This window comes from Leyella stercorea (assembly GCF_019052365.1).
Taxonomy (GTDB): Bacteria; Bacteroidota; Bacteroidia; order Bacteroidales; family Bacteroidaceae; genus Prevotella.
Genome location: NZ_JAHQUY010000051.1, coordinates 1 through 20,980, shown reverse-complemented (window position 1 = coordinate 20,980; position 20,980 = coordinate 1). Strand labels below are relative to the sequence as shown.

Genomic DNA, 20,980 nt, shown 5'->3' with positions numbered 1-20,980 from the left:
TGTGCAACTTTTTACTCATATTTATCAACTTAAATTAATTCCGCCAACGGGTTTTTTTAGGGTGTGCTCGTGCTTTTTATTGGTCTTTTTGCATTTGCGACTGCAAAATTACTACCAATTTGTAAAAAACGTATATGGTAGCGCACACAATTAACACAATTTAAATTTATTGCTGTCCGACAAAACAATGTAGGAGACACACATATATCCCTGTGATGAAACGAACACGAATAACACGAATTCGTCTTGGTGCGTAGGTTCTCCCACGGAATTCACAGAATTCACAGAACCTTCTGCTTGGGAATATTCTCCCACAGATTGCACGGATTGACACAGATGCTGCTAACTTCAGGGGGTGCACTTGTCTCCGCTCGGCTTTGCCGCTTGCCAGAGCAAGAAGTGCACCAACCGAGCAAGAACGGATTGCCTGCTTGGGAGATTTAACAACGGATTAAACGGATTAAACGGATTCGTTGGCTGCGTAATATCAACAACGGATTGAACGGATTAAACGGATTCGATGGCTGCGTAATATCAACAACGGATTAAACGGATACTTCTCTCAGGGGGTGCACTTGTCTCAAGTGCACCAACCGAGCAAGAACGGATTGCCTGCTTGTGAAATTTAACAACGGATTAAACGGATTAAACGGATTCGATGGATGCGTAATATCAACAACGGATTGAACGAATTAAACGGATTCCTGCTGCTTGGGAAATTTAACAACGGATTGAACGGATTAAACGGATTCGTTGGATGCGTAAAAATCCGTTTAATCCGTTTAATCCGTTGTTAAAAAAATCTTGTTGGATACGTGAAAAATCCGTTTAATCCGATAAATCCGTTGTTAATTCTTCCCAAGCAGCAGAAATCCGTTTAATCCGTTCTCTTGCTTGGTTGGTACACTTCTTGCTTGGTACACTTCTTGGTTGGTACACTTCTTGGTTGGTACACTTCTTGGTTGGTGCACTTCTTGGTTGGTGCACTTCTTGGTTGGTGCACTTGAGACAAGTGCACCCCCTGAAAATAGTATCCGTTCAATCCGTTTAATCCGTTGTTGATATTACGCAGCCAACGAATCCGTTTAATCCGATAAATCCGTTGTTAATTCTTCCCAAGCAGCAGAAATCCGTTTAATCCGTCTTCTTGATTGGTTGGTGCACTTCTTGATTGGTTGGTGCACTTGAGACAAGTGCACCCCCTGAAAATAGTATCCGTTCAATCCGATTATTTACGCATCCAACGAATCCGTTTAATCCGATAAATCCGTTGTTTAAAAAGTATCAGCACAAATATGCATCTATATTAAAACGGCGAAAAACAGCAAGCGGTTATGTTTCTTTAACGGCAAAGATTTTGACATTTTATATTAATATGTGTAACTTTGCTCAGTTTAAACTTAAGCAACAATGAAAATAATCGACTTCAGCAAACAAAACTCTATCATCAACAAGTACATGGCGGAGATGCGCGACAAAGACTATCAGTCGAACCGCCTCCTGTTCCGCAACAACATAATGCGCGTGGGCGAGCTGATCGCTTACGAACTGAGCAAGACGCTCGACTATGAGACGCGCGACGTGCAGACGCCGCTGGGCACGGCGAAGGTGAATGTGCCGACGGACAAGCTGGTGCTGGGCACTATCTTCCGCGCCGGTCTGCCGTTCCACCAGGGATTCCTCAACATCTTCGACCACGCCGGCAACGCTTTCGTGAGCGCATACCGCGAGTATGAGGACAAGGACCACACGAAGGTGGGCATACACGTGGAGTATCTGGCTACGCCCGACCTCAACGACGCTACGCTGCTCATCGTAGACCCGATGCTGGCTACGGGCGGATCGATGGAGATGGGATACAAGGCGCTGCTCACGAAGGGTAAGCCGAAGAAGGTGCACGTGGTGTGCGTGATGGCGGCGCCGGAGGGCATAGAGCATATACGCAAGACGTTCCCGGAGGACACTACCATCTGGTGCGCTGCCATCGACGGGGGACTCAACGAACACAAGTATATCGTGCCGGGATTCGGCGACGCCGGCGACCTCTGCTACGGAGGAAAGATCTAACGCAGCCTGCGCCTGCTGAGGGTTCTCCCACGGATTGCAATTTCAGGGGGTGCAGCAGTCTCTGCTGCACCAACCAAGCAAGCAGTGGTCCTCCCACAGATTGCACAGATCTACACAGATGGTTAGGCTGCGGAAGAATTAACAACGGATTAAACGGATTAAACGGATTCGATGGGTGCGTTAAGTTAACAACGGATTAAACGGATTTTCTGCTTGTGAAATTTAACAACGGATTAAACGGATACTACTCTCAGGGGGTGCACTTGTCTCAAGTGCACCAACCGAGCAAGAACGGATTGCCTGCTTGGGAGATTTAACAACGGATTGAACGGATTCGATGGGTGCGTAATATTAACAACGGATTGAACGGATTAAACGGATTCGTTGGCTGCGTAAAAATCCGTTAAATCCGTTGTTAAAAAAGTGGTAGCAGTAAATCCGTTAAATCCGTTGTTAAAAAAAGTAGCAGCGATAAATTCGGTTAATCCGTCTTCTTGCTTGGTTGGTGCACTTCTTGCTCTGGCAAGCGGCAAAGCCGAGCGGAGACAAGTGCACCCCCTGGAGATAGTATCCGATAAATCCGTTGTTAAAAAAGTGGCAGCAGTAAATCCGATTAATCCGTTAAATCCGTTGTTAAAAAAAGTGGTAGCAGCCAATCCGTTAAATCCGATAAATCCGTTGTTAATTCAACGAACCCATCCAGCGCACACTGGGAGATATGACAGATTTTTCGCAATAATTAAGTTTACTACGAATAATGTAATCCGTGAGAGCCGTGGATTCCGTAGGAGCCAACCAAGTAATAATATATAAATATGTATAGGACAATCAGGACAATAGCCATTGCGCTGTGCGCGCTGCTGACAGCGGCGTGCACCGACACCGACTACGAGTATGCGTCGGAGCGCTGCTCCTTCTTCTTCAACAACCAGGTGTATCAGGACGTGACGCTGCAGAGCGCTCTCAACCCGCTCTCGCCCGGCGTGTTCTGCAATGTCTACGAGGGCACGGAGAACGGCAGACGTTTCATCTACTTCGTGAGCAACCAGGGACTCAGCAGCAAGAAGGAGCCGGCTGGCGACGACGCACGACGCACATATACGCTCGGCCTGTACAACAAGAGCGGCATCATCGTGGGATACGGCAACCTCGGAACGCCCCCGACGTTCTACGTCTACGACAACCAATGCCCCAACTGCTACGCTGAGACGCAGACCATGGGCTACCGACTGAGGATGAACGACCGAGGCATTGCGGTATGCCCCACATGCAAACGAGAGTACGACCTGAACAACCGTGGCGTGACTGCCAACGGAAAAAAGCTGCTGCGCTATCGCGGCAGCACCACAGGACCGCTCGGAGTGCTCGTTGTGAACAATTAGGAGTTTTGAATTTTGAGTTTTGAATTTTGAATTGTCGGCTACGCCGATGAGGAATTGTTCAATTGAGAATTTTGAATTTTGAGTTCTCCAAGGCTTAGAGAGGCTTAGAAAGGCTTAGTAAGGCTTAGAAAACAGGAAGCAAGCCTTAGTAAGCCTCAGAAAAACAGGGGAAAGGCCTTAACAACCCGCCCCAAACAGCCAAAAAGCAGCGAAATAATGCACAGATGCGGGGTGTTTGTGCAGCGAAAAAGCCTTTTTATTAGAAAATATTTGTCTATTTGACAAAAAATTTGTTCCTTTGCATCCGCATTAAATTAGAAATCAATATTATAAACAATTTAAAACATTAAAATTATGTCAGAAATCGAATCAAAAGTAAAGGCTATCATCGTTGACAAGCTCGGTGTAGACGAAGCAGACGTTAAGCCAGAAGCAAGCTTCACAAACGACCTCGGTGCAGACTCTCTCGACACAGTAGAGCTCATCATGGAGTTCGAGAAGGAGTTTGGCGTAAACATCCCTGACGATCAGGCAGAGAAGATCTCTACTGTTGGCGACGCTATCGCTTACATCGAGAACGCAAAATAAATAAACCTTATGGTTTATAGTTTATGGTGTGCACAACCCCATAGCAATCACTCATTGTTATAATTCCATTGTGCACCATAAACCATAAACCATTTTTTTTTGACATTTTTCAGTTACATGGAATTAAAAAGAGTAGTAGTAACAGGTCTTGGCGCGGTGACTCCGTTGGGTAACAACGTAGAAGAAACATGGAACAACCTCCTGAACGGCGTAAGCGGCGCAGCACCTATTACATTGTTTGACGCTTCTTCGTTCAAGACACAGTTCGCTTGCGAAGTGAAGGACCTTAAGGTCAACGACTACATCGACCGCAAGGAAGCACGCAAGATGGACCGCTACGCACAGCTCGCTATCATCGCAGCAATGCAGGCGGTGAAGGACAGCGGCATGAACCTCGACGAGGAGGATAAGAACCGCATCGGCGTCATCTACGGCGTGGGCATCGGTGGCATCAAGACCTTCGAGGAAGAGGTGGGCTACTGGGCAACACACCAGGAGAACGGCCCGAAATTCAACCCCTTCTTCATTCCGAAGATGATTGCCGACATAGCAGCCGGACACATATCTATCATGTACGGCTTCCACGGCCCCAACTTCGCCACTACATCGGCTTGCGCTTCTTCGACAAACGCTCTCGCCGACGCGTTCAACCTCATCCGCTTGGGCAAGGCTAACGTGATTGTAAGCGGCGGTGCAGAGGCAGCCATCACAGAGGCTGGCGTAGGCGGATTCAACGCTATGCACGCCCTCTCTACACGCAACGACGACCCAGAGCACGCTTCACGCCCGTTCAGCGCATCGCGCGACGGATTCATCATGGGCGAAGGCGCCGGCTGCCTCATACTCGAGGAGCTGGAGCACGCCAAGGCACGCGGAGCGAAGATATACGCAGAGATGGTGGGCGAAGGCATGTCTGCCGACGCTTATCACATCACAGCATCACACCCGGAAGGTCTCGGCGCCTGCCTCGTAATGCAGAACGCACTCGAGGACGCTGGCATGAAGCCGGAGGACATCGACTACATCAACGTACACGGCACATCAACACCGGTGGGCGACATCTCTGAGGCTAAGGCTATCAAGCAGGTGTTCGGCGAAGCTGCATACAAACTCAATATCAGCTCAACAAAATCAATGACTGGTCACCTCCTCGGTGCTGCCGGAGCTGTAGAGGCACTCGCATCAGTGCTCGCAGTGAAGAACGACATCGTACCGCCGACTATCAACCACGTCGAGGGTGACGAGGATCCGGAAATCGACTACACGCTCAACTACACCTTCAACAAGGCTGAGAAGCGCGAGGTACGTGCGGCACTGAGCAACACGTTCGGTTTCGGTGGTCACAACGCATGTGTAATATTCAAGAAATATGCTGAGTAATCTCATCGACAGAATGAAGCTCCCTTTCCGCAAGGACAAGGAGCTTTATTTGTCTTTACGCAAAATCATCGGATTCTACCCGCACGACATAAGCTACTACAAGCTCGCACTGATGCACAAGAGCATGTACAAGCGTAACGCAAAGGGCAAGCCCGTGAACAACGAACGACTGGAGTTCCTCGGCGACGCCGTGCTCGACGCCACCGTGGGCGACATCGTATACCGCCACTTCCCCGGAAAACGCGAGGGCTTCCTCACCAACACACGTTCGAAGCTCGTGCAGCGCGAAACGCTGAACAGACTGGCGCAGGAGATGGGCATCAACCAACTTATTCTCTCAAGCGGACGATCGCAGTCGCACAACTCATACATGGGAGGCAACGCCTTCGAGGCGCTCGTCGGAGCCATCTACCTCGACAGAGGATACGACGCCTGCATGGAGTTCATGCGCAAACGAATACTGGCACAAATGATAAACATCGACAAGGTTGCTTATAAGGAGGTGAACTTCAAGAGCAAGCTCATCGAATGGAGCCAGAAGAACCGTGTGCGCATCGACTTCAAGTCGATTCTCGAAGAGAAGGACAAGACCGGCTCGCCCGTGTTCGTCTACCGTGTGACGCTCGAAGGCGTGGAGGGATGCGAAGGAAAGGGCTACAGCAAGAAGGAAAGCCAGCAGCTGGCGTCGAAACTGACGCTGGAGAAGCTGCGCCGCGAACCGCAATTCATCGACCTGGTGTTCGCAGCCAAGACCGACCGCACGAAGATGGAGGAGGAACCGGTGGAGAACGTGCCCTCAACAGAACAGCCCGACGACTTCATTGTGGTGAGCTCGGGAATGGAGGGAGAAGGCGTTTCTAATGAGGATGGCGAGGCTGGCGGTTCTAGCTCTTCTATAGAACCTAGCTCTTCTAGAGAAACTAGCTCTTCTAGTAAGCCTAGTTCTTCTAGTAAGCCTAGCTCTCCCAGCAAGCCCAGCTCTCCTAGCAAGCCCAGCTCTCCTAAAGACTCCAAGGCTAAGCGCAACCGCCGCTCGCCGATGTACCGCAAGGACGAGGCAGCAGCCGAAGCTCTCGACACCGCTTCTGTGAAGACAGCAGCTTCAAAGACAGAGGCTTCAGCCAAGGCAACGCCCGTTTCTTCGGGCCTCACCCCCGCCGACCTCGACCTCTCTGACGAAGACTTCGACCTCAGCCATATCTCGGCGAGAGAACAGAGCCGCGAGGAGATAATCGCTGCTGCAGAAGCCGCAGCGTTCGGAGAAGAATAAAACGTTATTATCCGTAGGAGGCTACGGCATTAGCTTTCCGCTACGCGCCGCTGACTTTCAGTTCCTGCCGTAGCCTCCTACAGTTAGCTTTTCATCGCAATCCTGTAGTTTTAACATCTCACCACCTCAACATCTCACCACCTCAACATATATCACCACCTCACCATCTCAACATCACAACATCTATCACCACCTCAACACCCCACCACCTCAACACCTCAACATATATCACCACCTCACCATCTCAACATCACACCATCTATCACCATCTCACCATCTACTACATATCTCAACATTACACCACCTCAACACCTCAACACCTCACCACCTCAAATCTACCTTTTTATACAAAATTAACCCTTGTAATGCACACGCAACAAGGTTTTTATTTAATTTTGCAACAAAATACTTACGACTATGAAGAAATTATTACTTGCAACATTGCTTTTGCTCGGTATCGTAACTACCGCAAGCGCACAGCTGCCGAAGGTGATGCTTAAGAGCATCGACGGCAAGTCAGTGTCTACAGACACACTCTCAAACAACGGCAAACCGTTCATCATCGACTTCTTTGCAACATGGTGCAAGCCCTGCAACCGCGAGCTCACCGCCATCAGCGAGGTGTACGATGAGTGGCAGGAAGAGACTGGCGTGAAGGTTATCGCCGTGTCTATCGACCAGGCACAGAACAGCAACAAGGTGAAGCCGCTCGTAGACAACCACGGCTGGCAGTATGAGGTTCTGCTCGACCCGAACAGCGACTTCAAGCGCGCGCTCGGCATACAGACCATCCCTTACGTTATCGTTTGCGACGGCAACGGCAAGATCGTGTCTAAGCACAACGGATATACCGAGGGTGCTGAGGAAGAGCTTATTGAGGAAGTACGCAAGCTTTTGAACAAGTAAACGAGTTGACATGTTGATATGTTGACATGTTGATATGTTGACATATTGACGAGTTAGCAGTTATCACTCCCACCAACAACCCTAACAACATTAATATGAACAAGAAGCTTACGCTCGCTCTCGCTGCCCTCAGTCTGTCGGCAGCCACAGCGAGCGCACAGACCATAAAGGTAGCAAAAGACTACGACGTACAGATTACGGGTAGCTTGCAGACCGACTTCCTCGTTCCGCAGGAAGACAACAAGATTGGTACGGGAACCTACGACGACAAGGTGCTGAACAACACCTACGCTGAGGTTCACGCCCTCTCGAAGTACGTAGACGCCGGCGTGCGTCTTGAATATCTCGACCATCCGCTCCCAGGCTTTGACAAGGACTTCAAAGGCTGGGGTGTGCCGTTTTATTACATCAAGGGCAAGATGAAGAACGCCGAGCTCACACTCGGTAACTTCTACGAGCAGTTCGGCTCGGGCTTCATCCTCCGCACATACGAGGAGCGCTCGCTGGGCATCGACAACTCGCTGCTCGGCGGTCGCGTCATGGTGCGTCCGTTCAAGGGCGTGCAGGCAAAGGCTGTAGTAGGCACACAGCGCCGCTATTGGGACACACAGTCGCTCATAGCAGGTGCCGACCTCGAGCTCAGCGTGTCTGAGTGGTCGCAGAAGATGCAGCAGTCGGGCACCAACCTCACGCTCGGTGCATCGTGGGTCGTAAACCACCAGCACCAGAAGGAGGACATCTACGCCGACGCCACACACAAGCTGCGCTTCGTAGAGAACACCAACGCCTTCGACGTGCGTGCCAACTTCCAAAAGGGAGGCTTCAGCGTGCTCGGCGAATACGCACAGAAGACCGAAGACCCGACGTTCGACAAGAACTTCCCGTATATCTACCGCAAGGGCTACGTGACGATGCTCTCTACATCCTACTCGCAGCGCGGCATGAGTATCCTCCTGCAGGCAAAGCGTTCGGACAACATGAACTTCCGCTCACGCCGCACAGAGAGCGGCACAGCAGGCTTCATCAACCACCTTCCGGCGTTCGCCATGCAGCAGACATACGCCTTAGCTTCGCTCTATCCTTACGCCACACAGCCTAACGGCGAGTGGGCTTACCAGGCAGAGCTCGGCTACAAGTTCAACCGCAAGACATTCCTCGGCGGCAAGTACGGCACAAGCGTGAAGCTCAACTTCTCGCACATCCGTGCCATCGAGAAGAACGTACACAACGGCGGCACACCGGGCACAGACGGCTACGGTTCGCCTTTCTGGAAGAGCGGCGAGAAGTACTACCAGGACATCAACGTGCAGATTGAGAAGAAGCTCACCAAGGACTTCAAGCTCAACCTCATGTACATGAACCAGTACTACAACAAGACCGTCGTTGAGGGCGAGGGCGGCATGATTCACTCTGACATCTTCGTGGCAGAAGGCAAGTACCGCTTCAACAAGAAGATCACGCTGCGCGGCGAGGCTCAGTATCTGAACACAAAGGACGACCAGGGCGACTGGTGGTTCGGCTTGCTCGAGCTTTCTGTGCTGCCCAACTTCATGTTCACCATCAGCGACCAGTACAACGGTGCGGAGCACTACTACACATCGAACGGATCCATCGACGAGTCGAAGGGCACACACGCAGAGCACTACATCAACGGCTCTGTCACCTACACTCACGGCGCACACCGTCTGCAGGTGGGCTACGGCAAGACACGCGCAGGCTACAACTGCTCGGGTGGCGTATGCCGCTACGTGCCGGCAAGCAAGGGTGTGACAGTATCATACAACTTTAACTTCTAAAGCCACTATTATGAAACTGAAGAATATATTGTTAGGCGCAGCAAGCGCCATCGCCATTTTCGCAACAGTGGCATGTCAGGAAGTAGATCCCAACGACCGACTCATCTACGTGAAGCCGGCTGAGGTGGGACGTGCGGTGCTCATCGAGGACTTCACCGGACAGAAGTGTCCGAACTGTCCTAACGGCACAAACGCTATCAACAACATCATCGAGGCCTACGGCGAGGAGAACGTCATCGCGGTGGGCATTCACAGCGGTCCGCTCGGCATGAAGAGCAGCAAGAAGAGAGTGGGTCTGATGACAGACACCGGCAACGAATACTACAAGCACTGGGACAGCCAGAGCAAGCTCGGACAGCCGTGGGCACTCTTCAACCGCGCTACAGCTCCTAACCAGGACTATAACACATGGGCAAGCTACGTAGGTGCGCTCATCTCTAAGAAGGCTACGCTCTCGCTCAGCGTCAACAACATTTACGACGCCACTTCCCGCAAACTCACCATCGACGTAAAGGCTTTCGGCACCGACGGCAATACAACAGGCAAGCTGCAGGTGTGGCTCATTGAGGACGGTATCGTGGCTATGCAGACAATGCCCGACGGAACTGCCAACATGGAGTATGTACACAACCACGTGTTCCGCGACGCTGTCAACACCACATGGGGCGAGGACGTAACCGTGAACGAGGGTGCGACCACAGAAAAGCAGTACGAATATACGCTGCCCGAGAAGTGGAACGCCGAGAAGGTATCGGTAGTGGCTTTCGTTTACGACGACAATGAGGTAAAGCAGGTTACGAAGAAGGCTGTCTTCGCAGGAACCGCTGCCGAATAACATTTTTTTGAGACTGTGTGCATGCGTAGGTCGCACACACAGTCTCAAACACGCTTCAAATACGCTATTAACACTAAACGCTAAATTTAAAAAAACAGAATAATATGAAGAAAATCTTTACACTTTGTATCGCTCTCTTCTCTGCAGTGGCAATGTTCGCTCAGGACGCAAAGGGCATTTTCGAGTTCACTGATAAGGACGGCAACGTCGTACCGAGCGGCTCTGTATTAACAAGAACCGAGACAGAAGAGGGTCCTTCAGGCGATCTTCAAATTTCTACCGGCCTCTTCGTTAAACAGACAAAGACAGAGATGGACGGAGCAAAGGTAGGCGTAAAGCTGCGCCTTGACGTTACAGAGTTGCCGCACGGCGACATCCAGTACTGCTTCCCTAAGAACTGCTTTATCACAAGCGAAAAGGGAGTGGTAACAACCAACGGCGCTGTTATTGACGCAAGCCGCAACAACGACCTTCAGACAGAATGGATTATGGGTCTCGACGACGACGACAACTCAAAGGAAGGCAAAGCTGTAGCAAAACTCACACTGATTGCGTGCAAGCAGGTAGCTGCCGGCAACGACCCGATCACCCACCAGCCCATGTACGACTACGAAGAGATTGGCGAGAGCACAAGTGTAACCGTTAACTTCGTTTACGGTGCTACCGGCATCAACGGCATCAGCAACGCAGACGCTACAGTAGTGGCACGCTACGCAGCAGACGGTACACGCCTCTCAGCTCCACAGAAGGGCTTGAACATCGTGAAGCTCTCTAACGGCAAGACCGTGAAATACATTAAATAAAAGAATAAGTTTTAACAATTCAGAAAGGATTAAAATCATGAAAAAATTCCTGCTTTCTGCTTTTGCGATGCTGTTGGCTCTCACAGCCGGCGCGCAGAACTTTACAGTAGACAAATCACCGAACCCGCTGGGCGTTCAGACACCGGCTTTCGGCGCATTCAAGGCTCCTGCGAAGGCTAACCTCGCTGCCAACCAGCGTCTCGTAGGCTACTTCGACACCGACGATTGCGACAATTACGTAGGTGTTACAAACTTCACCGGCAACAATAAGGTAGCCATCGAGCTTACAGCAGACGACCTCGCTCCCTACTACGGCAAGAAGATTGCCGGCGTACGCTTCAACCTGGGTCAGGGCCAGACAGCTAACGGTGTATTCGTACAGAACCTGACACTCGAAAACGGTAAGATTGTTGATATGGCAGACGTCGCTACTTCTGACGAGAGCGTTAAATCAGCAGCAGGCGCAACAAACACCGGCGAATGGCATGAGGTGATGTTCGACAACAAGGTAGAACTGAGTTCTTCTTTCCAGGAATTGTTCGTAGGCTTCAACTACAAGCAGACATCAAGCAACTACCCTATCGGCGTTAATTCTGGGGTTGACGGTCCGTTCTTCGTATATGCTAACATCCCTGCTTCGAAGGGCGGTAGCGGTGAAACTTGGTACCAGTTCCAAAGCGGCGGCATGGGTCTCGCTATCCAGCTCATCGTAGAGGGCGATTTCGCACCTAACTCTGTACAACCTCTCGACTTCGGCAACGTAATGGTTGCAAAGGGCAAGACAAAGAACGTAGCTGTAAAATTCAGAAACCTCGGTTCTAAGTTCACAAGCATCGACTACACCATCTCTCTCGACGGCAAGGCAGGCGCTGAGCAGCACCTCGACTTCGGCAAGGACTACGGCGTAGCAGGCACACACACCATAGAGGTTCCGTTCGCTGCAGCTTCTGAGCTTGGCAAGAACGCTGTAACACTCACCGTAACAAAGGTGAACGGCGCAGAGAACGCATGCGCTATAAAGACAGCTACCGGCACACTCTACACAGCAGAAAAAGAATTCGTGAAGAGATCTGTAGTAGAAGAGTTCACCGGCACCGGTTGCGGCTACTGCCCGAGAGGTCACGTCGGCATGCACAACATGCGCGAGCTTTATGGCGACCAGTTCGTAGGCATCGCTATGCATCAGTACAACTCAAGCGACCCGATGTACTACACCTCTTACAGCTTAGGTTTCCAGGGCGCTCCGAGCTGCATGGTTAACCGTTCATCAGGCGATTTAGACCCGTACAACGACTTACCTAAAGCATTCATGGCTTCATTGAAGGAGATGCCGCTGATAGACGTATCAGTAGAGGGCGCATTCAGCGAGGATACTGCATATGTATACGCAAAGGCATCTGTAGAGTCGCTGGTTTCTGGCGACTACGACATCGCTTACATGCTTGTTGCCGACAACCTCTCTGGCACAACAAGCAAGTGGAAGCAGTCTAACTACTTTGCAAAGGGCACTGGCGTATACAATTCACAGAGCAGCATGCCTGAAGACCTCCAGTTCCTTTGGAATGCAGGTTCAACATACGCAGCAACATACAACGACGTGCTTATCTCAAGCTCTTACGTAAGCAGCAAGAACAAGGCCACTCTGCCTACACTCGTTGCAAACGGCTCTGTAAACAGCTACTACACACTCACAATGCCTACAAAGAAGGCGCTGAAGGAGACCATCAGAAGCTGCGGTAACGAGGTTTACGTTGTCGCTATGGTACTCGACAAGAAGACTGGCGCTATCGTTAACGCTCGCAAGGCCAAGGTGGCTGACTTCGGCACAACCGGCATCGAGAACGTAAACAACAGCTCTGAGGCTACCGTTGTAGCTCGCTACAACGTGAACGGTGTTCAGATTGCAGCTCCGGTGAAGGGCATCAACATCGTGAAGATGTCTGACGGCACAACACGCAAGGTGCTCGTTAAGTAATCGGCGAAGCAGTTATAAAGCAACAGAACAGCTTATATAAATGAATATTAAGGCGTTGCCCTCAGCGGGCAGCGCCTTTTTTGTTGCATTTGTTTTGTAGAGTCAGCAGTTTGCAGTAACTTTGCAGAAAGAATCATTAGGGGGCTTCCAGGGGGTGCCTTCAGGGGGTGCACTTGTCTCAAGTGCACCAACAGAGCAAGAAGTACACCCCTAAACTGCACCAACAGAACAAGAAGTGCACCCCTAAACTGCACCAACAGAGCTACGTTGGTGCACTTGAGACAAGTGCACCCCCTGAGAGGCACCAACAAAGCAAGAAGTGCACCCCCTAAAGACGCCCCTAAAGGCACCCCTGAAGGTAGCTAATAAACTCTAAAACAAATTACACAGAAATACAATGGAATGGATTGACAGTCTTTTCACCATACACTCAGCAGTACAGACGCTGGTAGTGCTGGCGCTGATCATCAGCGTTGGCATGGCGCTGGGCAAGTTGCGCATCCGCGGCATCTCGCTCGGCGTGGCGTTCGTGTTCTTCATGGGCATCGTGGCGGGCAGCCTCCACTTCACTGCCGACGAGCAGATGATCAGCTTCGCCGAAACCTTCGGCCTCTCGCTCTTTGTCTACGCCCTGGGTCTGCACGTAGGTCCTAACTTCATAGGCATGATGCGCCACGACGGTGCATCGCTCAACGGCTGGGGCTTGGGCGTCATAGTGCTCGGCACCGTGATGGCGCTCTCGCTGTGCCTCGTGCTGCCTATCAGCATCCCCGACATGGTGGGCATCCTCTGCGGTGCTACGACCAATACGCCGGCGCTCGGTGCGGCTCAGCAGGCACTTGCCACACAGCATATATCGAGCAGCGGCGCCGCATTGGGCTGTGCCGTGACCTATCCGCTGGGCGTAGTGGGCGTCATCTTCGCCATGATACTGCTGCGCAAGTTCCTCGTGCGCAAGGAAGACCTTGAACGCTGCCAAAGCTCTGACGACGACAGCACATACGTCGGACAGTTCATCTGCGTCAACCCCGCCATCTCTGACAAGACGATAGCGCAGATATCGCAGTCGACCCACCGCCACTTCATCATCTCGCGCATCTGGCGCAACGGAAAGGTTATTGTTCCGATGGCACAGACCGTGATGCAGCACGGCGACAACGTGCTCGTGGTGACCAACCGCGACGAGGTGGCTGCCATGAACATCCTCTTCGGCGAGCATGTGAAGAAAGACTGGAACCGCGACAAGATAGACTGGAACGCCATCGACTCGTCGGTGGAGAGCCGCGTGATAGTGATGACGCGCAGCCGTCTGAACGGCAGAACACTCGGCTCGCTGCACATGCGCGAGACATACGGCGTGAACGTGTCGAGAGTGATGCGCGGCGACATCAAGCTGCTCGCAACTGATACGCTCCACTTGCAGTACGGCGACCGCGTCACCGTCGTGGGCACACCCGAAGACATCGACCATGCAGAGGCGTTCCTCGGCAACGCCGTGACGGGCCTCAACGAGCCAAACCTCGGCGCCATCTTCTTCGGACTGCTCTTGGGTCTGGCGCTCGGCATGATTCCTATCACCATACCGGGCATGAGCGCACCCGTGAAGCTCGGCATCGCCGGCGGCCCTATCATCATGGGCATCATCATCGGTTCGCTCGGCGCACGCATACACCTCATCACCTACACCACACGCTCGGCGTCGCTGATGCTACGCAAGATGGGCCTCTCGCTCTATCTCGCCTGCCTCGGACTCGTAGCCGGCAAGGACTTCCTCGGCACCATCATACGTCCAGAGGGCTTGATGTGGGTAGGCATCGGCTTGGTGCTCACCATGCTGCCGCTGCTCATCGTGGGCGCCATAGCGCTGAAGACGCGCAAGTTCGACTTCGGCACCATCTGCGGTCTGCTCTGCGGCGCAATGGCCAACCCGATGGCGCTCAGCTACGCCAACGACACCATCCCTGGCGAACGCGCCGCCGTGGCTTATACCTCGGTATATCCACTCGGCATGTTCATCAGAGTGATCATAGCACAAGTAATAATCATGTTCATGGTATGACAATGCAAAACCCTCCCGATTACCGTCACGACACCGTGCTGCCGCTCCCTATGGAGGTGACGGCGAACGCTTGGGCTGTAGACGCAGCCTGCTCGGGCAATCCCGGCCCGATGGAGTATCAGGCTATCGACCTCGCCACCGGAGCGCAGGTGTTCCACTTCGGACCCGTACACGGCACTAACAACATAGGCGAGTTTCTCGCCATCGTACACGCCTTGGCGCTGCTCGACAAGCAGGGTGTAACGGGCAAGACGATATATTCCGACTCGCACAACGCCATTCTGTGGGTGCAGAAGCGCCAGTGCAAGACCAAGCTCAAGCGCACACCCCAGACCGAACAGCTCTACCAGATAATAGCACGCGCCGAGACATGGCTGCGCACCCACCAGATAGTGAACCCCGTGGTGAAGTGGGAGACGAAGCGATGGGGCGAGGTGCCTGCCGACTTCGGACGCAAGGGGTAGCACCACTTTATTAAAACCTAAAACCTATGCTATACGCCATATATTTCATCTACGGACTGTGCGTCATGTTCTACTTCATGATGTCGTGGCTCTTCTACCGCAAGGACAAGGAGATGCTCTCGCGCCTCGTCACGGTGCTTATGTTCGTCATCGGCCTGCAGTGTCTGAAAGACCTTTTCTTCATTAAGCCGATTACCGAACTCGATGAGATAGACTGGATGGTAGTGACGGCTGCCGACATGGTAGCCGTGCCGCTTTATGTCTTCGCGCTCATAGAGCTGTGCAGCCCTACGAGCCTCACACGCCGCACAATCATATTTCATGAACTGTTGTTCATCGTGCCTTTTGTGCTTCTGTCGTTCACAAGAGACGTTGTATCTATTATGTCATGGTGCTTGAGGCAGCCGTATACGGCGCAAGCTACGTTATATGGGCAATATTCGCCATCCCCAAGTACAACGCCCAACTGAAGCAGCGCTTCTCCTACACCGAGAACATCAACCTGGGCTGGCTCCGCGCCATCTTCTTCTCGTTCACCTTCATTCTTATTGTATGGATTGTCGATTGCATGTACGTCAACTATGCACTCGAGGCTCTGTATATGATAAGCTCGCTGGTGGTGTGGATGTTCATCAGCTACTACATCGACAAGCACGAGTCGGTGCTCGACGAACTCTCCGACCTTGCCGAAGGCGGCAACGAGGAGACGCCTGCGCCTGCAGAAGCCAGCGACACGGAGATGTCGGAGATAGGCAAGCGCATCAGCACGCTGTTCGACAACGACCGCATTTTCCTCAACCCCAACCTCAAGGTGTCTGACATCGCTACCGAGATAGGCACCAACCGCACGTACGTCAGCGCCTTCTTCAACAAGGAGGCGGAGTGTACGTTCTACGATTACGTCAACCGATACCGCATAGAATACGCCTGCAATCTGCTCACGAACTCGGAGGAGAACATCGTGCAGATAGCAGAGAAGTCGGGATTCAACAGTTCGCAGTCGTTTATTCGCGTTTTCAGCAAGATAAAAGGCACTTCGCCCACAAAATATCGCAAGGAAGAAAACGTTTGAACCTCAACGTATTAGAAAAGTTGTTAATATATTTTTTACGTTTTGACAACTCTGTTTATCCTTTGTGAACGATAAATTGAGAGTTTGGTAACAAGAGTTTTTGGATCGTACGCTAACTTTGCAATCGAAACCTAAAGACAAGAAATCGTTACTAACATTAATAACTTTAACTAACACAAAACTTATGAAGATAATCAAGCTCATGGCACTGGCTGCCATCCTTATGCCACTGTTGTTCTCTTGCTCAGGTGGCGGTTCATCCGCAGGTATGCTCGGACAGCTCCCCGACAAGTACGCACAGTTTACTGAAGAGAAAGCCGAACTGAAGAAGGAGGCTCAGAACATCAAGACAGAAGCCGACAAGAAACGCTTCCTCGAAAAGTCGGAGAAGCTCAACAAGAAGTGGAAGGAGAAGCTGGAAGCTACAGCAAAGGACCTCAACGGCAAGCCAATCGAGTTCGCCGAGTCGCAGTTTGAGGTTACGTCGCCCGTATCTCTCGAGTTCGAGGAGTTCTCAAGCAGTTCGGCTCTCACTCCTAAGTTCAAGGTGAACGGCGAGGCGAAGGCGGCTTCCGACATCACCATCGACCAGAAGTACTACTACTCTACCGAGAACGTATACATCACCGGCTACGACGCCGAAGGCAAGCAGGTGTACAAGGCAAAAGTGGGCAGCGTAGAGGTGCAGGACGCCGACGGCAAACTGCTCGTGAAGGCTGGCACACCGGTGAAGTTCGACAAGCTCGGCTTCGGCAAGGCGGACGTTGAAGGCAGCAAGCTGGCTAAGAGCTACAAACTCGAAATGGTAAGATAGGCGATTGAATGGCGGAGAAACACTCCGCCACTACCATCACAAAAACTATTAACATAAACCGATACACCCCATAAAACTAAATAATATGGACGAATTGATTAAAACCGTAAGACAGAACAAGACATCTATTGTCATAGCACTCGCTATACTCATGTTCGTAGCGTTCGGCTTCTGTCCAGCCATCGACGTGGCAGGCAAGGCGAAGATCAACGGACTGAAGGTGCTGTTCGAAGGCAGCGGACTCGGTTTCTCACGATTCCTCTCCGTTCTGATATTCCTGGCTCCAATGTTCGTCGTGTTCAACAAGTCGGTTAACCTGAAGCTGACGAGCAAGCTGAGCGAACACTTCTGCACGCTGTGCTTCGTGGCAGGTGTCGTGCTTTGTCTGCTTTTCGCCGTTGCTCTGCCCTCTGGCATCTCTCTCTCTTGGGGCAGTTGGCTCTATATGCTCATATCACTGCTCGGCATAGGCGTATGCCGCATAGATATATTCACTAAAAACTAGCTTAACGAATGAATAGGATCACAAGGCGCATTCTCCATTTAGTAGTGTGGGGGTGCGCCTTTTTTGTTTTTGCAGCCGCCGCATGGGTCGGCTTCTGCTGGCTGAAACGACCTCCGTATCTCGTGCCCGACACGTCGGCGTTCGCCACGGGCGACGTGTTCTTCAGCGTGGGCGACGCATGGGAGTCGGTGGCTGTGCGTGCGCTCTCGGGCTACACTTCGTTCGAGGTGTGCGACTCTACCCCGTCGCATTGCGGCATCGTCATACGTTATGCCGACGGCGTGCGTCTGGCGCATGCGTCTACGGTGGCTAAGAAGGTGGTGATGGAGACGCCGGAGGAGTATCTGCACAAGAACGGGTCTTACTGCATCTACGCCCGCAAGGCGCCCTGCGCGGTGGACACGGCTGCCGTGAGGCGCACGGTGGAGGCGCTGGTGGAGCAGCAGGTGCCGTTCGACTTCAACTTCGACCACTCCTCGGCGAAGGCGCTCTACTGCACCGAGTTCGTGGTGCATGTGCTCGAGCAGAACAATTGTTTCTGCTTCTCAAAACTCCGCAAAAGAAACTATATGTATCCTAATGATGTGCTGAAGATTATTTCGACGCATTAGACTTCAGGGGGTGCACTTGTCTCAAGTGCACCAACCGAGCAATGTTGATATACCTCTTGCTACATTGGTGCACTTGAGACAAGTGCACCCCCTGAAGTTTGCATCCGTGGAATCTGTGGGAGACAAGTGCACCCCCTAAAGGTAGCTTGACAACTTAGAAGTTGCTGTTGATAACAGCATTGACGAGCTTCCGACCCATTACGTCGTGCTCTCCGGAGCGGTCTACGCCGGCGAAATCCATCATTACGAGGCCCATTGTCATGCGACCTTTGATGAGGTTGGCGAGGAAAGCATTGGTATCGGCGGCGTTGGCACGGTAGCCCTCACTGGTAGAAACCGGTTCGGCGGTGTACTCCGTTGAGGTGTATTTGAATCCCGAGGTGTGGTTGATGAACCACATATCGGGGTACTTCGCTACCACCTCCGCGCTGTTCGCCACGCGCAGCAGGCGCTCTATGGCTGCGAGCTTCGCCGTTGTGCCGCCCTCCCACGTCATGTTGTAGAAGTCCTGCACGCAGAGCACACCCTTCATGGCATATCCGCGCATGGTGGCAGGCTGCTGCCAGTCGACAGCGGCGTCGAAGCGCCATCCGTCGATATATCCGCCGCGCGGTGTAGGTCGGTAGGTGTCGCGACTGAGCACGAGTATGCGACCGCGCAACTGTCCTACGGTGAGATCGGGTCTGAAGTCGACGAGCAGGTCGCTGTTTTCAGCCAACGCATAGTCGATCATCGCCTCCCAATGCGAGCCGTCGCGGTGCGGCGAGCGTTCGTGCTGCATGATGATGATGGCAAACTCGGTAGGATGCGCCGCAAGCGAGTCGCGCAGCACGTCGAACACGCCGTTGAAGGTCTGCCGTGTGGCAAACTCGCCGTGGTATATCTGCAGCGTACGCTTCGGCTGGTCGTCGTCCTTATGGTGCTTGCGATACTTCGCGTTAGGGTCTTTCGCGGGCTGCGTGGTGAGCACGTCGGGGCGCAGGTCGAAGGCGCGCACGCCAACCGCCCACTGCGCGCTGATGTCCAACTGCTGTGTGCAGGCGATATAGTTGCCCGCCAGCGTGTCCTGCGCAACGAAGCCGTAGCCTGTGCAGGCGTCGTGGGTTCCGGGGATGGAGAGACGGCACACGCGGCGGTCGTCGTCGATGCGAGAGAGCCAGTCGGATGCGTATGCGGTGGTGATGGCTGCCAAGGAGAGCAGCAGAGAGAGGAGATGTTTCATGTTGAGATGGTGAGGTGGTGAGGTGTTGAGATATGATGTTGAGATGGTGAGATGGTGAGGTGTTGAGATTTGTTTGTGGGTGTTTTGCAAATTTACAAAAACATATTTAATAAAGTGAGTCCTTCAGGAATTTTTATTATCGCAGCGATGCTACGCACCCTTACTTAGAGTGAATTCTGTAAGAGAACATCAATATTCCCACGGAATCCACGGAACACACAGAACCTTCTTACCGAGAAGAGCCATTTCTACAAATAAACAATACAAAGCATATGTCAACACATCAACACAACAACACTACAACTGATATGTCAACACTACAACCTCATTTTTTTTGAGACAAAAAAAAAGGACGACACGAATCACTCGCACCGGCCTCTCAAAGAATAATGTTACATTAATAATTTTGAATCATGCAAAAACTGCAATTGGTCCAAAAAATAATAACATAATCTTTACCTTAAAATCTATCAAACTACTAACCTAATGAAAAAACATTGCATTCTCTCGAATGCGTTGCAAAGATAATAATTTGTGTACGACCACACAAGAAATTTGAAAGTTTTTTATTCAAATTAAGAATAATTTGACATAAATCAAGCCGATTGGCTTTCTTCGGTAGGTTTTCAGTATCTTCATCCACGGATCTGCAGATGGTTAGGATGCCTTTCAGGGGGTGCACTTGTCTCAAGTGCACCAACGTAGCAAGAACGGATTGTCTGCTTGTAAAATTTAACAACGGATTAAACGGATTCCTGCTGCTGAAAACATTAACAACGGATTAAGCGGATACTATTTTCAGGGGGTGCACTTGTCTCAAGTGCACCAACCGAGCAAAAACGGATTGTCTGCTTGTGAAATTTAACAACGGATTGAACGGATTAAACGGATTCGTTGGATGCGTAATATTAACAACGGATTGAACGGATTAGATGGGTGCGTAATATTAACAACGGATTAAGCGGATTAAACGGATTCGTTGGATGCGTAATATTAACAACGGATTGAACGGATTAGATGGGTGCGTAATATTAACAACGGATTAAAGCGGATTCACTTGCTGAAAATATTAACAACACAACCTAAATCCGTTTAATCCGTTTAATCCGTTGTTAAATATCTCAAGCAGCAGGAATCCGTTTAATCCGATTAATCCGTTGTTAAATCTCCTAAGCAGCAGGAATCCGTTTAATCCGTTCAATCCGTTGTTAAATATTCCAAGCTGCAGGAA

18 protein-coding genes are annotated in these 20,980 nt (G+C 51.5%); 17 read left to right on the top strand and 1 reads right to left on the bottom strand.

The features are described 5' to 3' along the window. Positions 1–1,410: 1,410 nt before the first annotated feature. The 17 genes from upp (at position 1,411) to KTQ90_RS09410 (ending at position 18,527) form a co-directional block, all read left to right on the top strand. Positions 1,411–2,067, top strand: a complete 657-nt coding sequence (gene upp, locus KTQ90_RS09490; protein ID WP_022157946.1) for a uracil phosphoribosyltransferase — start codon at positions 1,411–1,413, stop codon at positions 2,065–2,067. Positions 2,068–2,882: 815 nt separating this feature from the next. Beyond that, on the top strand, positions 2,883–3,449 hold the full coding sequence (locus KTQ90_RS09485; protein WP_217318219.1) for a hypothetical protein: 567 nt from the start codon (positions 2,883–2,885) through the stop codon (positions 3,447–3,449). A 354-nt stretch (positions 3,450–3,803) separates the two neighbouring features. Next, positions 3,804–4,037 (top strand): acyl carrier protein, encoded by a 234-nt coding sequence (locus tag KTQ90_RS09480; protein ID WP_007900708.1) that lies wholly within the window; start codon positions 3,804–3,806, stop codon positions 4,035–4,037. A gap of 117 nt (positions 4,038–4,154) precedes the next feature. After that, positions 4,155–5,417 (top strand): beta-ketoacyl-ACP synthase II, encoded by a 1,263-nt coding sequence (fabF, locus tag KTQ90_RS09475; protein WP_217318218.1) that lies wholly within the window; start codon positions 4,155–4,157, stop codon positions 5,415–5,417. After that, on the top strand, positions 5,407–6,687 hold the full coding sequence (rnc, locus tag KTQ90_RS09470) for a ribonuclease III (protein ID WP_217318217.1): 1,281 nt from the start codon (positions 5,407–5,409) through the stop codon (positions 6,685–6,687). The genes fabF and rnc overlap by 11 nt, the downstream gene beginning before the upstream one ends. 417 nt (positions 6,688–7,104) lie before the next feature. Continuing rightward, positions 7,105–7,593 carry a TlpA family protein disulfide reductase gene (locus KTQ90_RS09465; RefSeq protein ID WP_217318216.1) on the top strand — a complete coding sequence of 163 codons (489 nt, stop codon included), beginning with the start codon at positions 7,105–7,107 and terminating at the stop codon, positions 7,591–7,593. Positions 7,594–7,688: 95 nt separating this feature from the next. Continuing rightward, positions 7,689–9,389: a DUF6029 family protein gene (locus KTQ90_RS09460; RefSeq protein WP_217318215.1), complete on the top strand. Its 1,701-nt coding sequence runs from the start codon at positions 7,689–7,691 to the stop codon at positions 9,387–9,389. Between the two features lie 10 nt (positions 9,390–9,399). Next, on the top strand, positions 9,400–10,224 hold the full coding sequence (locus KTQ90_RS09455) for an Omp28 family outer membrane lipoprotein (protein ID WP_217318214.1): 825 nt from the start codon (positions 9,400–9,402) through the stop codon (positions 10,222–10,224). A 104-nt stretch (positions 10,225–10,328) separates the two neighbouring features. Then, entirely contained in the window at positions 10,329–11,027 is a 699-nt protein-coding gene (locus tag KTQ90_RS09450) for a hypothetical protein (protein ID WP_217318213.1), read from the top strand. Between the two features lie 37 nt (positions 11,028–11,064). Beyond that, a complete protein-coding gene (locus KTQ90_RS09445) occupies positions 11,065–13,002 on the top strand; it encodes a hypothetical protein (RefSeq protein ID WP_217318212.1) in 1,938 nt (645 codons plus the stop codon). Between the two features lie 397 nt (positions 13,003–13,399). Continuing rightward, positions 13,400–15,061: a putative transporter gene (locus tag KTQ90_RS09440; RefSeq protein ID WP_217318211.1), complete on the top strand. Its 1,662-nt coding sequence runs from the start codon at positions 13,400–13,402 to the stop codon at positions 15,059–15,061. After that, on the top strand, positions 15,058–15,525 hold the full coding sequence (locus KTQ90_RS09435; RefSeq protein ID WP_217318210.1) for an RNase H family protein: 468 nt from the start codon (positions 15,058–15,060) through the stop codon (positions 15,523–15,525). Before KTQ90_RS09440 ends, KTQ90_RS09435 begins: the two co-directional genes overlap by 4 nt. 26 nt (positions 15,526–15,551) lie before the next feature. Beyond that, a complete protein-coding gene (locus KTQ90_RS09430) occupies positions 15,552–15,995 on the top strand; it encodes a hypothetical protein (RefSeq protein ID WP_217318209.1) in 444 nt (147 codons plus the stop codon). Then, a complete protein-coding gene (locus tag KTQ90_RS09425) occupies positions 15,914–16,597 on the top strand; it encodes a helix-turn-helix domain-containing protein (protein ID WP_217318208.1) in 684 nt (227 codons plus the stop codon). The genes KTQ90_RS09430 and KTQ90_RS09425 overlap by 82 nt, the downstream gene beginning before the upstream one ends. A gap of 184 nt (positions 16,598–16,781) precedes the next feature. Next, positions 16,782–17,411: a hypothetical protein gene (locus KTQ90_RS09420; protein WP_217318207.1), complete on the top strand. Its 630-nt coding sequence runs from the start codon at positions 16,782–16,784 to the stop codon at positions 17,409–17,411. Positions 17,412–17,496: 85 nt separating this feature from the next. Further along, positions 17,497–17,916 (top strand): hypothetical protein, encoded by a 420-nt coding sequence (locus KTQ90_RS09415; RefSeq protein WP_217318206.1) that lies wholly within the window; start codon positions 17,497–17,499, stop codon positions 17,914–17,916. Positions 17,917–17,924: 8 nt separating this feature from the next. Next, the gene (locus tag KTQ90_RS09410; protein ID WP_217318205.1) at positions 17,925–18,527 is read left to right on the top strand and encodes a YiiX/YebB-like N1pC/P60 family cysteine hydrolase; all 603 of its coding nucleotides are present in this window, start codon (positions 17,925–17,927) and stop codon (positions 18,525–18,527) included. Between the two features lie 154 nt (positions 18,528–18,681). Here KTQ90_RS09410 and KTQ90_RS09405 read toward each other — a convergent pair whose 3' ends face one another. Next, positions 18,682–19,839: a PI-PLC domain-containing protein gene (locus KTQ90_RS09405; protein WP_217318204.1), complete on the bottom strand. Its 1,158-nt coding sequence runs from the start codon at positions 19,837–19,839 to the stop codon at positions 18,682–18,684. Positions 19,840–20,980 lie beyond the last annotated feature (1,141 nt).